This is a genomic window from Niveibacterium umoris (genome assembly GCF_014197015.1).
Taxonomy (GTDB): Bacteria; Pseudomonadota; Gammaproteobacteria; order Burkholderiales; family Rhodocyclaceae; genus Niveibacterium; species Niveibacterium umoris.
The window spans coordinates 355,514-369,773 of the sequence record NZ_JACIET010000001.1 but is presented as its reverse complement, the minus strand read 5'-3'; the positions used below and the strand labels follow the sequence as shown (position 1 = coordinate 369,773).

At 62.0% G+C, this 14,260-nt stretch carries 11 protein-coding genes; all 11 read right to left on the bottom strand.

What is annotated here, in order from left to right:
* The 11 genes from GGR36_RS01610 to GGR36_RS01560 all read right to left on the bottom strand — a co-directional run bounded on the left by GGR36_RS01610 (nt 1) and on the right by GGR36_RS01560 (nt 14,175).
* The gene (locus tag GGR36_RS01610; RefSeq protein WP_183631218.1) at nt 1-1,131 is read right to left on the bottom strand and encodes an ABC transporter substrate-binding protein; all 1,131 of its coding nucleotides are present in this window, start codon (nt 1,129-1,131) and stop codon (nt 1-3) included.
* Entirely contained in the window at nt 1,131-2,402 is a 1,272-nt protein-coding gene (gabT, locus tag GGR36_RS01605) for a 4-aminobutyrate--2-oxoglutarate transaminase (RefSeq protein ID WP_183631216.1), read from the bottom strand. Before gabT ends, GGR36_RS01610 begins: the two co-directional genes overlap by 1 nt.
* A gap of 17 nt (nt 2,403-2,419) precedes the next feature.
* Nucleotides 2,420-3,913, bottom strand: a complete 1,494-nt coding sequence (locus GGR36_RS01600; protein WP_183631214.1) for an aldehyde dehydrogenase — start codon at nt 3,911-3,913, stop codon at nt 2,420-2,422.
* Nucleotides 3,914-4,073: 160 nt separating this feature from the next.
* Nucleotides 4,074-5,531, bottom strand: a complete 1,458-nt coding sequence (gene gabD / locus GGR36_RS01595; RefSeq protein WP_183631212.1) for an NADP-dependent succinate-semialdehyde dehydrogenase — start codon at nt 5,529-5,531, stop codon at nt 4,074-4,076.
* Nucleotides 5,532-5,632: 101 nt separating this feature from the next.
* On the bottom strand, nt 5,633-7,072 hold the full coding sequence (locus GGR36_RS01590) for a DUF3138 family protein (RefSeq protein ID WP_183631210.1): 1,440 nt from the start codon (nt 7,070-7,072) through the stop codon (nt 5,633-5,635).
* 43 nt (nt 7,073-7,115) lie between these two features.
* Nucleotides 7,116-7,976, bottom strand: coding sequence for an ABC transporter permease subunit (locus GGR36_RS01585; protein ID WP_183631208.1), 861 nt, complete (start codon nt 7,974-7,976; stop codon nt 7,116-7,118).
* Nucleotides 7,976-8,917 (bottom strand): ABC transporter permease subunit, encoded by a 942-nt coding sequence (locus tag GGR36_RS01580; RefSeq protein ID WP_183631206.1) that lies wholly within the window; start codon nt 8,915-8,917, stop codon nt 7,976-7,978. The genes GGR36_RS01585 and GGR36_RS01580 overlap by 1 nt, the downstream gene beginning before the upstream one ends.
* A 12-nt stretch (nt 8,918-8,929) precedes the next feature.
* Nucleotides 8,930-10,027, bottom strand: coding sequence for an ABC transporter ATP-binding protein (locus GGR36_RS01575; RefSeq protein ID WP_183631204.1), 1,098 nt, complete (start codon nt 10,025-10,027; stop codon nt 8,930-8,932).
* Between the two features lie 36 nt (nt 10,028-10,063).
* Entirely contained in the window at nt 10,064-11,176 is a 1,113-nt protein-coding gene (locus GGR36_RS01570; protein WP_183631202.1) for a polyamine ABC transporter substrate-binding protein, read from the bottom strand.
* A gap of 153 nt (nt 11,177-11,329) precedes the next feature.
* A complete protein-coding gene (locus GGR36_RS01565) occupies nt 11,330-12,721 on the bottom strand; it encodes an aspartate aminotransferase family protein (protein WP_207064330.1) in 1,392 nt (463 codons plus the stop codon).
* 83 nt (nt 12,722-12,804) lie between these two features.
* Nucleotides 12,805-14,175 (bottom strand): glutamine synthetase family protein, encoded by a 1,371-nt coding sequence (locus GGR36_RS01560; RefSeq protein WP_183631200.1) that lies wholly within the window; start codon nt 14,173-14,175, stop codon nt 12,805-12,807.
* Between the last annotated feature and the right edge of the window lie 85 nt (nt 14,176-14,260).

Genomic DNA, 14,260 nt, shown 5'->3' with positions numbered 1-14,260 from the left:
TCAGCGCAAGATCCGTCCGTCAGCGCCCAGCACGACGAGTTCGCCGGCGTTCTTGTCGCGGTCCTCGCGCGGCAGATGTACCACCACGCCCCCCACATCCACCGTCCTGCTGCTTTCCAGCGCCTTGCGCAACGACTCGCGCGTCGGTGGGTTGGCGGTGGACTTGCGCATCGCGTCGGCGATCACGCGCGCTGCCATGCAACCTTCGAGGGTGAATTCGTCGGTCGTCTTTCCGGCCTTGCGCATCAAGACGTCAAGCTCGCGCGCCAGCGGAAAGCTCTGGTTCGCTGGCGAGGGCACGGCCAGGCCGATGCCGACACCGCGCACCGTCGCCCCCATCAAACGGGTGAGCGGGCGCGAACCGACATCGCCGAAAGCCAGCAACTGCCCGGCGAAGCCCGCCTTGCGCAAGCGCAGGAACAGGTCGGCGGTCGACTGATAGCCCGAGAGGGCGATCACCCCTTCCGGCCTTGCGTTGAGTATTGCGGCCGCCTGCTTGTCGAGTTCCACCGAACCGAGTTCAGCCTCGGCAACCGCCACCAGTTGCACCCCGTTTGCCGCGGCCGCCGAACGTACGATCGGCACCAGTTCGACGCCTTCCGCGTCGCGGGTCGCCAGCACCGCAAGGCGCTTGATACCCAAACGTGCACCTTGCGCAACCAGGCCACTCACGATGACCTTGTCCGGGCTGCGGATCGGGAATACCCAGCCACCGGCATCACCGACGACCGCAGCGCCACCCGACATCGGCGCGACGAGCGGAATCTTTGCCGCGTTGGCACGCTTCACCGCTGCGCTTGACGCCGGCGCGCTGAAGAAACCAGTCAGCATGAGCACACCGTCCTTGCCGGAGGCTTCCCAGCCTTTCAAGTCTTCCGCGGCCAGTTCCGCTTCTGTCTCGTCGGTTACCCGCAACGCAAGTGTTTTGCCCACCGGATCGGCCGCAAGACAGGCCTTGAAACCATCCAGAAAACTCAATCCGATTTCCGCCGAAACCCCGGACAGCGGCAGGCTGACACCTACCGCCGTCGCGGGTCGTGCGGTCTGTGCGGCACTCCCCCCGGATGCGCACAGAAATGCCAGCGCGCCAGCCAAGCCGGCCAGCGCGCGCGGCAAACCGAAGCCGGGCATCAACTGCCCTGCAATGCTTCGGCGAGGATCCCCATGGCCTCGTCGAAGATCGCATCCGGCGTCGTCAGCGGGTACAACAGACGCAGCACGTTGCCATACACACCGCAGGTCAGCAGGATCAGGCCCTTTTCGAGCGCCCTCGCCTGCACCCGCTTGGTGAAGTCGGCATCCGGCTTGCCGGTGGCCGGGTCGTTGAACTCGACCGCGACCATCGAACCGGGACCACGCACATCGACGATCTGCGGCACCTTGGCGCGCATCTCGTTGAGGAAACCCTTGAGCTTTTCGCCCAGCGCGTTGGAGCGCGCGAGCAGGCCTTCGGCCTCAATCACTTCGATGACGGCATGCGAGGCGGCAATCGCCATCGGGCTGCCTGCATAGGTGCCACCGAGGCCACCCGGCAGTGGCGCATCCATGATTTCGGCGCGGCCGCAGACTGCCGACAGGGTCGTGCCACCGGCCATGCTCTTGGCCATGGTCATGATGTCCGGCAGCACCGGGTAGTGCTCCATCGCAAACCACTTGCCGGTACGGCCGAAGCCAGTCTGCACTTCGTCGGCCACCAGCAGGATGCCGTGCTCGTCGCACAGCTTGCGTAGCGCGACCATGAACTCGACCGGCGCCTGGTAGAAACCGCCCTCGCCCTGCACCGGTTCGAGGATGATCGCGGCGACGCGCGCCGGCTCGATGTCGGACTTGAAGAGGTGCTGGATGAAGTCAAGCGAATCCTGAACGCTCACGCCATGCAGCGGCACCGGGAACGGGGCGTGGAAGATCTCGCCCGGGAAGGGGCCAAAGCCAACCTTGTAAGGCACCACCTTGCCGGTCAGCGCTGCGGCCATCATCGAGCGGCCGTGGAAGGCGCCCGAAAAGGCGATGATCCCCGAGCGCTTGGTCGCAGCACGGGCAATCTTCACGACGTTTTCAACCGCTTCGGCGCCGGTCGAGAAGAACGCCGTCTTCTTCGCATGGGTGCCCGGCGTGAGCTGGTTGATCTTCTCCGCCAGGGTGACGTAGCTCTCGTAGGGCACAACCTGGTAGCAGCTGTGCGTGAAGCGTTCGAGCTGTTCGGCGACAGCGGCCATCACCTTCGGATGGCGATGCCCGGTGTTGAGCACCGCGATGCCGCCACCGAAGTCGATGTAGCGGCGCCCTTCGACGTCCCAGAGTTCCGCATTTTCGGCGCGATCGATGAAGAACGAATTGCCGACAGCGATGCCGCGCGGCGTGGCGGCGAGACGGCGTTCGTGGAGTTCCTTGTTGCTGGCCATGTTCACATTCCTGACGTTCATTCGAGACCAATCCAGGTCGTCTTGAGTTCGGTGTACTTGTCGATCGCGTGCAACGACTTGTCGCGCCCGTTGCCCGACTGCTTGTAGCCGCCGAAGGGCACGGTGATGTCGTCTTCGTCGTACTGGTTCACATGCACGGTGCCTGCACGCAAGGCACGGGCGATGCGGTGGGCCTTGTTGATGTCGCGCGTCCACACGCCGGCCTGCAGGCCATAGATGGTCTGGTTGGCCTGGCGGATCGCATCATCGACCTCATCGAACGCCAGGACCGACAGCACCGGCCCGAAGATCTCTTCGCGCGCGATCGTCATGTCGTTCTTCACGCCATCGAAGATCGTCGGTGCGACGTAGAAACCGCCGGTTTCGGCACGCGCCTGCTCGCCGCCCACAAGCAGCTTGGCGCCTTCCTTGCGGCCCGAATCGATGTAACGCATCACGGTGTCGAGCTGTGTCTTGTCGACCAGCGCACCCATCACCGTGTCGTCGGCAAGCGGATCGGCCGGTTGGTACTTCGGCATCAGCGCCAGCGCACGTTCGAGGAAGGCGTCCTTGATCGAGCGCTCGACGAAGAGGCGCGACGGCGCGTTGCAACTCTCGCCCTGGTTGTAGAAGATCGAGCCGATCGCTGCACCCACTGCCCGATCCAGATCCGGACAATCGGCGCAGACGATGTTGGGCGACTTGCCGCCCAGCTCCGCCCATGCGCGCTTGAGGTTGCTCTGCCCCGCATTGACAAGGATGAGTTTGCCGACGCGGGTCGAGCCGGTGAAGGCAATGCAGTCGACATCCATGTGCAACGACAGCGCGTTGCCAGCTTCGTGGCCGAATCCCGGCACCACGTTGAACACGCCGGGCGGGATGCCCGCCTCCAATGCCAGTTCGGCGAGGCGCAGCGCCGTCAGCGGCGATTTCTCGGAGGGCTTCAGCACCACGCTGTTGCCCACCGCCAGCGCGGGCGCGATCTTCCACGAGGCCATCAGCATCGGGTAGTTCCACGGCACGATGGCGCCCACCACGCCCACCGGTTCGCGGGTAATCAGCGCAAGAGCGTTGTCACCCGTCGGTGCAATCTCGTCGTAGACCTTGTCGATCGCCTCGCCGTACCAGCGGATCGTGTTGGCGCAGGCATTCACGTCGGTGGCGCGGGCGTTGCGGATCGGCTTGCCCATGTCGAGCGTTTCGGTGAGCGCGAGTTCGTCCTTGTGCGCGAGGATCAGATCGGCAAAGCGAATCATGATCTGCTTGCGCGAGCGCGGCGATAGCCCGGCCCAGCGGCGGTCTTCAAAGGCAGCGCGAGCAACGGCAACCGCCGCATCGATATCCGCCGCATCTCCGCGCGCAACGGCCGCCAGGAAGCGGCCATCGACCGGCGAGGTGCAGTCGAAGGTCTGCCCGCTCACGGCGGCGACACGTTCACCGTTGATGACCGCGCGGCCATCGAATTGCAGCCGCCCCGCCATTTCGTTCCAGGAGTTGTGTTGTGTAGTCATGACTTCAATTCCTGTGCTTTCCGGATTCCTGACACGGCAAGCTCGCGCAGGAACCGTCGCGAGCGGTTCGACGCTGAAGCGAGAAGCACAGCCGTACGAGAGGTACGGCGAGCATCACAGCTTCTGGATCGGACCGCGCAGTAGGTTCATGCGTGAGCGATCAGCGGTCGATGCCGCCGAGACAGATGTACTTGATCTCGAGATAGTCCTCGATCCCGTACTTCGACCCCTCACGTCCCAAGCCCGATTGCTTCACGCCACCGAAGGGCGCGAGTTCGTTGGAGATCAGGCCGGTGTTGACGCCGACCATGCCGTACTCCAGCGCCTCGGCGACACGGAAGATGCGGCCGATATCGCGGCTGAAGAAATAGCTCGCAAGCCCGAACTCGGTGTCGTTGGACATGGCGATGACGTCTGCCTCGTCCTTGAACTTGATCAGCGGTGCGACCGGGCCGAAGGTTTCTTCGCGGAAGATCTTCATGTCACGGGTGACGCCGGTCAGCACGGTCGGCTCGTAGAAGGTGCGGCCCAGCGCATGGCGCTTGCCGCCGGTGGCGAGGGCCCCGCCGTTGGCAAGCACGTCGCCGACATGCTCCTCGACCTTGGCCAGCGCCTTGGTGTCGATCAACGGGCCTTGCTGCACGCCGTCTTCCATGCCGTTGCCAACCTTCATCGCGCCAACCTTGGCGGCGAGCTTGGCGGCGAAGGCGTCATACACGCCCTCCTGCACAAAGAGCCGGTTTGCGCACACGCAGGTCTGCCCGGTGTTGCGGAACTTGGAGATCAGGGCGCCTTCGACCGCCTGGTCGAGGTCCGCATCGTCGAACACGATGAAGGGCGCGTTGCCGCCGAGTTCGAGCGAGAGCTTCTTGATCGTGTCCGCCGACTGGCGCATCAGGATGCGGCCCACCTCGGTCGAACCGGTAAAGCTCAGCTTCGCGATCGTCGGGTTGCTGGTCATCTCGCCGCCGATTTCGGTCGACGAGCCGGTGATGACGCTGAAGAGCCCTGCCGGCAGGCCAGCTTCTTCGGCCAGTACCGCGAGCGCCAGCGCCGAGAAGGGTGTCTGTGTCGCGGGCTTGAGCACCATCGCGCAGCCGGCGGCGAGCGCCGGACCGGCCTTGCGGGTGATCATCGCGTTCGGGAAGTTCCAAGGCGTGATCGCCGCGCACACGCCGATCGGCTGCTTGATGACGATGAGCCGCTTGTCGGCCTGGTGCTGCGGAATCGTGTCGCCGTAGATGCGCTTGCCTTCTTCGGCGAACCACTCGATGAACGAGGCACCGTAGGCGATCTCCCCCTTCGCTTCGGCAAACGGCTTGCCCTGCTCTGCGGTCAGGATGCGGGCAAGGTCGTCCTGGTGCTTCATCATCAGGTCGAACCAGCGGCGCAGGATCGCCGCGCGCTCCTTGGCAGTCTTGGCGGCCCACGACTTCTGTGCGACACGACCGGCTTCGATTGCACGGCGCGTTTCCGCGGCGCCGGCCATCGGAACCGTCCCCAGTATTTCCCCCGTCGCGGGGTTGATGACCTCGGCAGTCTTTCCACTGTCGGCGTCACACCAGCGACCATCGATATAGGCCTGCTGGCGCAGCAGGTCTTTGCGTTGCAGTTCCATGAATCCCGTCCGTGGCTTGCGTATGTGCGGCGACGCTTTGGCCTGCCGCCAATTCAAAAAAAGAGACCGGTCGCTCCCCCCAGACCGACCGGCCCCTGCGGTCAGAACTGAACGACCGTTCCGACTCCGAGCAAGTGGTTGTTCTTGCGGTAAGACCCGTCGCTGGTGACCTGGAAGTTCGCAACGTTCGAAGCGTCGTAGCGATACTCGGCCTTGAACGAGGTGCTGGTGTTGAAGGCATAACCGAGGCCCAGGCTGAGCGCATAGCGCTGCGGGCCCTTTTCGGTATCACCGGCAACCCAGGAACCGGAGACGTCGTCGAACACGTAGCCATAGCCGATACCGTTACGACCGTCCGACTGGGTATAGCCGAGCAGGCCGCCACCGTTCTTCGTGTTCTTGATGTAGTCAGCCCGGGCAATACCTTCGAGTTGCGGCGTGAACTTGTAGGCGCCAAGAATCGATGCGCCATACCACGTTGCGTCGCGCAGTTCGCCGGTTTCCGGGTCAGCCGTAATCGCCGCCTGCTTCTGCTTGCCGTAGGACAACTGGGCCTGCATGGTCACGTCGCCGCGAATGAAGTAGCCGTCGACCTCGAACAAGTTGACCGAAGTGTCCTTGGTCGAATAAGCCTCGCCGGTGATCGGGTTGGTATCCAGCCCTGCCACCGTCGCGCGGAAATTCGGTGCCTTGCCATGCACGCCGGCGAATCCGAAGCCGTTGAACTCGCCCTTGGAGTAATCCACGCGGTAGACGAACGCCGGCGTCTTCTCGCCCGCGTTTCGCTTGGTTGCGTTCATGTTGGCGAGCATAGCCTTGACCTGCCACTTGCCGTCGATCAAGAAATAGCCGGCGCCGGTGTACGCGGTAGGCAGCGTGAAATCGAACAGGAGATTGTGCGTGATGAGTTTGTTCTGCGTACCGGGCAGATACTCATAGCCCGACCAGTCCGGAATCTGGCCGGCGATGAAACGGTGCTGCAAATCGCCCAAGGGCACGGAGACTGACGCCTCCTGGATCACGTTGCCAGCGTTGAAGGTCTCGCCGACGCCACGGTTGGCCGCAAGGGCAAGGTGCCACTGCGTGCCGCTCTCGGTTTCCTTCAGGATGTCCAGCACGGCCATGCCGAAGTAGGAGTTGTCGTAGTTGTAGCCGTCCTCTGCCGTCTGATTCAGGAACTGGAAGCCGGCGCGGTTCTGGTTCTTGTTGTAGATGTAGACCGGGTCCATGTAGCCGGAGAACTTGATGCCGCGCAGGCCAGAGGCATCGCGCGCATCTTCCAGGGCTTCGGCTTTCACTGTCACGCGGTTGAACTCGGCTTGCTGGTCGGGCGTCATGCCAGCCGGTGCCGGGGCGACGGCCGCCGCTGCCGGAGCGACCGCCTTCTTGGCCTCTTCAGCCTGCAGCTTCTGTTCGAGCTCGGTCACACGCTGCTTGAGTGCGCGCAATTCGTTGAGCAGCTCTTTGTTCGTATCGGCGGCTACGACCGGGAACGCGGCCGCAACACCCAGCGCAAGCGCCGTGAGCTTCAGGACTTTCATCAGGCTCTCCTCTTGGGTCAAATCGGTTTGGATCTGTTTGGGTTCAGGACCGCTGCGCGGCCGCAATTTCTTTCGCACGCTGACGCTCAGCGCGCGCTATCAGGTAACTGGCGGTAATGACGGCTATCGAGACAACAAAGATGATCACGGTGGCCACCGCGTTCACGCTCGGGTTCAGACCAAGACGTGCGCGCGAAAAGATCACCAGTGGCATCGTTGTGGAGCCCGGACCGGACAGGAACGCCGACAACACGACGTCGTCGAGAGACAGCGTGAAGGTCAGCAGCCAGGCCGAGGCAAGCGCCTGGGCGATCATCGGCATCGTCACCAGATAGAACACCTGATGCGGCTTTGCCCCCAGATCCATCGCAGCCTCTTCGATCTGCGGGTTCAGATCCTGCAGACGCGCCTGGATGACGACAGTGGCATAGGCCAGACCAAGCAGCAGGTGGCCCATCCAGATCGTCGCCGCACCGCGCTCGGGAAAACCGAGCCAGCGCTGCACTGACACCAGCATCAGCAGCAGCGACAGCCCGACGATCACTTCAGGCATCACTAGCGGCGCGTTGACCATGCCGGTAAACATCGTGCGCCCGAAGAAGCGCTTGTACTTGACCAGCGTGAAGGCGGCGAACATGCCAAGGACCACCGAGGCACACGCGGTGAAGAAGGCCACTTTCAACGAAAGCCAGAAACCGGACAACATCTCGGTGTCGTTCACCAGCTTTCCGTACCACTTGAAGGTGAAGCCCCCCCAGGTGGTCGGCAGCGGTGAATCGTTGAAGGAGTAAATCACCAGAGCAACAATCGGCAGATAGAGGAAGACATAGCCTCCCACCAGCCAAGACTTGCCAAAACGGCGATTGAACGTTTCGCCGAAGATCGGCGGCTTCTTGCCATTCATCAGCGGGCCTCCTGCGCTTCAGCCTGGTACTTGTTGAAGATCGCGAGCGGCACGATGATCAGCAAGATCATCACGACAGCCACTCCGGAAGCCATTGGCCAATCGTTATTGCCGAAGAACTCGTCCCACAGCACTCGGCCGATCATCAGCGTCTCCGGCCCACCCAGCAGTTCAGGGATCACGAACTCGCCGACGCAGGGAATGAACACCAGCATCGAGCCGGCGATGATCCCAGCCTTCGAGAGCGGTACGGTGACCTTCCAGAAGGTCGTCCACGGCGTCGCCCCCAGATCCGCCGCGGCTTCCAGCAGGCGCAGATCCATCTTCGCGAGGTTGGCGTACAGCGGCAGGATCATGAAGGGCAGATAGGTGTAGACCATGCCCAGCACCAACGAGAACGGTGTATTCATGAACTTGCCGAGCGCCGGGATCAGGCCCGCGGCCACAAGCAGATGGTCAACGTGCAACCATTCGAGCAGGTTGGCGACCCAGCCGTTTTCGCCGAGCAGCCCCTTCCAGGCATATACCCGCAGCAGGAAGGACGTCCAGAAGGGCAGCATCACCATCATCAGCAGCGCTGGTTGCAACGAGGCTTTTGCTCGCGCCATGAAGTACGAGAAGGGGTAGCCGATCAGCAAGGAGATGACCGTGGTGATTGCCGCGTACTTCAGACTCGCGAGGTAGGTCTTGAAGTAGAGCGGGTCTTCCGCGATGAACTCGTAATTGCTGAACTTCAGCGTCAGCTGCAGCAGCCCGTCCTTGTATGTGAGCAGATCCTTGAAGTGCACCGTCTCCATCTCGGAAACGCTGATCTTCATGACGATCAGGAAAGGCAGCAGGAAAAATACCAGTAGCCAGGCGTAAGGCACACCAATGACAGCCGAGCGCCCGCTCAGCAGCTTTGATTTGCGCAGACGCGCCACGAAACGATTGGCACTCATAGGCGACCGCCCTTACTGGGTAAGAACAACCTGTGACAAGGGGGTCCAGCTCGCCCACACTTCGTCGCCCCAGGTCAGCGGATCGTCGCGATGGCGCGCGATGTTGCTTTCGCTGACCTTGAGCACCAGACCGCTGCCCAGTTGCAGGTGATAGACGGTGTGGCTGCCGAAATAGACCATGTCCTTGATCGTGCCGCGAACGTGGTTGTAGGCCCCTTCCGGGCGCTCACGGGTGACATGGATCTTCTCGGGCCGCACGGCCACCGAGACAGGCATGCCTTCGGTGCCGGTGATACCGTGTCCAACGTAGTGCTGGCAGTCATCGCACTCGATGATCACGTGGTCGGGGTTGTCATCGACCAGCTTGCCGTCCATCAGGTTGACGTTGCCGATGAAGTCCGCGACGAACCGGTTGGCCGGCGTCTCGTAGATATCGCTCGGCGCACCGATCTGCAGAATGTTGCCTTCGCTCATGATCGCGATGCGCGAGGCCATGGTCATGGCCTCTTCCTGGTCGTGCGTCACCATCACCACGGTCACGCCGACCTGCTCGATGATGTTGACCAGCTCGATCTGGGTTTCTTCACGCAGCTTCTTGTCGAGTGCACCGAGCGGCTCGTCGAGCAGCAGCAGATCCGGACGCTTCGCCAGACTGCGCGCCAGCGCCACGCGCTGCTGCTGACCACCGGAGAGTTGGTGAGGTTTGCGTTTGGCGTACTTCGACAGTTGCACCAGTTTCAGCATCTTCTCGACGCGGGCAACGATGTCGTCCTTGGGCATGCCATCGCGCTTCAGGCCGAAGGCGACGTTCTCCTCTACCGTGAGATGAGGGAACAGGGCGTACGACTGGAACATCATGTTGATCGGGCGAAGATAGGGCGGAAGTCCCGCCAGATCGTGCCCGTTGAGGATGATGCGACCGGAGGTCGGGGTTTCGAATCCCGCAAGCATCCGCAAGAGTGTCGTCTTGCCGCAACCGCTGGAACCAAGCAGCGCGAAGATTTCCCCCTTGGCGATATCGATACTGACGTGATTGACCGCCTTCACGCCGCTAAAGTCTTTGACGACATCCCTGATCTGCAGAAACGCCGGTGCTTGCGAAACCACCATTCCCCTCCCTCCGTTGTCTTTCGCCCAGTCTGTCGCTTACAGGCCGGTCTTGAACGATGTGTAGATGCGTGTCATCTGACGACGGATGTCGTTGTTGATCGCATCCGGCATCGCCATCTTCTTCATGTCCTCGTCAGACAGGAACACGGTCGGGTTGCTGGCGACTTCCGGCTTCACGAACTTCTTCGATTCCTTGTTCGGATTCGCGTAGAAGACCTTGTTGGTCAGGCTGGCGTGAACTTCCGGACGCATGATGTAGTTGATCCACTTGTGCGCGTTTTCCGGATGCGGCGCATCGGCTGGGATGACCATCGTGTCCATGAATACGATGCCACCGGTCTTCGGCAGCAACGCTTGTATGTTCTGGCCTGTCTTGCCGTCGATCGCACGCTGACGAGCAATGTTGATGTCACCCGACCAGCCCAAGGCAACGCAGATCGATCCGTTGGCCATGTCGTTGATGTACCCGGACGAACTGAACAGCGTGACGTACGGCCGCACGCTCTTGAGCAACGCGGGCACCTGCGCATAGTCCGCCACGTTCTTGCTGTAGGCCGGTTTGCCAAGGTAGTGCAGCGCCGCCGGAACGATCTCGGTCGCGGAATCAAGGAAGGACACGCCGCAGCTCTTGAGCTTGGACATGTATTCCGGCTTGAAGACAAGGTCCCACACGTTGTCGGGCATCGGCGTGCCACCAAGCGCCGCCTTGACCTTGTCAACGTTGATGCCGACCGTAGTGAAACCCCAGAGCCAGTTGACCATGTACTGATTGCCCGGATCGAGCTTCGCCAGCGACGCCTGGAAATCAGGGTCGAGGTTCTTGAGGTTGGGAAGCTTGCTCTTGTCGAGCTTCATCAGCAGGCCACCGTCGGCCTGGATCTTGCCCCAATAGGACGAGGGCACCACGACGTCGTAACCAGTCTTGCCTGCCACCAGCTTGGCGTGAACGATTTCGTTGTTGTCGAAGTTGTCGTAGCGGACCTTGATGCCCGTTTCTTTCTCGAAATTCTTGATCGTGTCTTCGGCGATGTAGTCGGACCAGTTGTAGACGTTCAGGACCTTTTCTTCCTCCGCGAAGGCGCCCAAGGACATCGCGGCACAAACAACTGCCGCACATCGCTTGACGGTGCGGTTCGAGAACACTTTCATCAGAAGCCTCCTGGTGGCAAAAATCGTGTGACTGAGGAACGAATCAAACTTCCCGCCGGAATGTTCGGGTGACCCTCACCCAGCGACATTCCGGCGCATGCAGCAAACTTAGCAATAATCGGACCTGTGCACATGCACAATTTGCAATTCTGCTCAGATCCAGTTGCGCTGCTTGAGATCTTCGTAGGTTTTGTCGAGACACAGGCGGATCAGCGCCACCATTTCATCGATTTGGGCACGGGTAATGACCAAGGGTGGTGCAATGATCATGCGGTCACCGACGGCGCGCATGATCATGCCATTGCCGAACATGTGGCCGCGGCAAACCATGCCCACTTCCAGTGCAGAGTCGAAGGCTTCGAGCGTCTTTTTGTCCTTCACAAGCACCAAACCGGCGACAAGCCCGCAGGTTTCGGCGATACCCACCAGCGGGTGGTCCGCCAGGGCCTCGAATTTCTCCTTCAGGTAGGGGCCGGTTTCTTCGCGCACCTTTTCCACCAGATGCTCGCGGCGAATGATGTCGATGTTCTCGATCGCCACGGCGCACGCTACCGGATGGCCGGAGTAGGTATAGCCGTGGTTGAACTCGCCGCCCTTCTCGAGCAGCACGTTCGCGACACGATCGCCCACCATGACACCACCGAGGGGAACGTAGCCGGAGGTCACGCCCTTGGCGAAGGTCATCAGGTCCGGCTTGTAGCCGAACTTCTCGCAGCCCCACCATTCACCAAGACGGCCAAAACCGCAGATGACTTCGTCCGAGACCAGCAGGATCCCGTACTTGTCGCAGATGCGCTGGATCTCGGGCCAGTAGGTCTTGGGCGGGATGATCACGCCGCCGGCGCCCTGCACCGGTTCGCCGATGAAGGCCGCAACCTTCTCCGGGCCCACCTCGAGGATCTTCGCTTCCAGCCAGCCCGCCGCCTTGATGCCGAAGGCGTCCGGATCCATGTCGCGGCCGTTCTCGTACCAGTACGGCTGTTCGATGTGGGTGATGTTCGGGATCGGCAGATCGCCCTGCGCGTGCATGCCGCTCATGCCGCCCAGCGAAGCGCCGCACATCGTCGAGCCGTGATAGGCGTTGTGACGGCTGATGATGACCTTGCGCTGCGGTTGCTCGAGCAGGTCCCAGTACCGGCGCACCATGCGCACCACCGTGTCGTTGCCTTCCGAACCGGAACCCGAGAAGAACACGTGGTTGAACTGCGGCGGCGTAACTTCGGTCAGCAGCTTCGCCAGTTGCGCGGCAGGGATGTTGGTGGTCTGGAAGAAGCTGTTGTAGTACGGCATTTCCAGCAGCTGCTTGTACGCAGCATCCGCCAGTTCCTTGCGGCCGTAACCGACGTTCACGCACCACAGGCCAGACATCCCGTCGAGGATCTTGTGCCCCTCCGAATCCCACACATAGATGCCCTCGCCTTTCACCATCACCCGGGCGCCTTTCTTGCCCAGCGCCTGGTTGTCGGTGAACGGGTGCAGGTAGTGCGCGCCGTCGATGGCCTGAATGGCCTGGGTATCGATCCGGGTGTTGTCGTTCATGTTCATGATGTCGTAATCCTTCGAATGCGTTTTCGCAGACAAGCGATGTCCCGTGCCCCGCTCGCCGCGAGGCTCATCCGGAACGGAAATCAGACGTGCAGCAGCAGGTGCTCGCGCTCCCACGGGCTGATGACGCGCATGAATTCCTCATACTCGTGATCTTTCACCGCCGAATACACGGTGACGAAGCGATCACCGATCACCTGCCGCAGCGGTTCGCAACCGCGCAACAGGTCGAGCGCCTCGGCGAGGCTGCGCGGCAACTGGTAGTCGGAGTCATAGGCGCTGCCGCTCGCTTCCGGCGTCGGCTCGATCTGTTCCTTGATGCCGAGGTAGCCGCACGCCAGCGTGGCCGCAAAAGCGAGGTAAGGATTCGCGTCGGCGCCGATCACGCGGTTCTCAACCCGACGGTTGCGCGGGTCGGAGTGCGGCACACGCAGGCCGACGGTGCGGTTGTCCGCGCCCCACTGCACGTTGATCGGCGCAGCGGTGTGGCGCACCAGGCGGCGATAGGAATTCACATACGGCGCGAGCAGTGCCATGCACGCCGGCAGGTACTTCTGCAGGCCACCGATGTAGTGATAGAAGGCCTTCGATGCGGTGCCGTCCGGATTGCTGAAGATGTTCTCGCCGGTCTTCGCATCCACCACGCTCTGGTGCACATGCATCGCGGAACCCGGCTCACCCGCCATCGGCTTGGCCATGAAGGTCGCGTACATGTCGTGACGCAGTGCGGTCTCGCGCAGCGTGCGCTTGAAGAAGAACACCTTGTCCGCGAGGCCGAGCGGCTCGTTGTGCAGGAAGTTGATCTCCATCTGGCCGGCGCCGATTTCGTGGATCAGCGTATCGACATCCAGCTCCATTGCATCGCAGTAGTCGTAGATGTCTTCGAAGAGCGGATCAAACTCGTTCACCGCGTCGATCGAGTACGCCTGACGGCTGGTCTCGGAGCGGCCGCTACGGCCCACCGGCGGACGCAGCGGGATATCCGGATCCGGCGCACGCGCGATCAGGTAGAACTCCAGCTCCGGCGCGATGACCGGCTTCCAGCCCATTTCCGCGTAAAGATCGCGCACATGGCGCAACACGCTGCGTGGCGCGAAGTCGACCAGCTTGCCGTTGCCGAAGTAGCAGTCATGGATCACCTGCGCGGTCGGGTCGACAGCCCACGGCACCAGACGCACCGTCGCCGGGTCGGGCAGCAGGATCATGTCGCGGTCGTTGCCCGAAATGACGGCGCTATAGCCTTCGTCCGAGTCGGGATACTCGCCGGTCACCGTGCCAGCCACCACTGCTTCCGGCAAACGCATGCCGCGGTCCTGGGTGAATTTCTCGCGGGGCAGGATCTTGCCGCGCGCCACGCCGGTCAGGTCGGGGACCAGACACTCAAGTTCGGTGACGCGCTTCTCGTCGAGCCACCGCTCCATATCCTGATGGGAAAAATTGTCACGCAACGTCATGTTCAGTCTCTCTGGGTTCCTGTCGAGTGCAGCGATGTGTCCCGATGTTTTCGTTCCCGGGCCCGGGTTCGCTGCGCACCCTCTG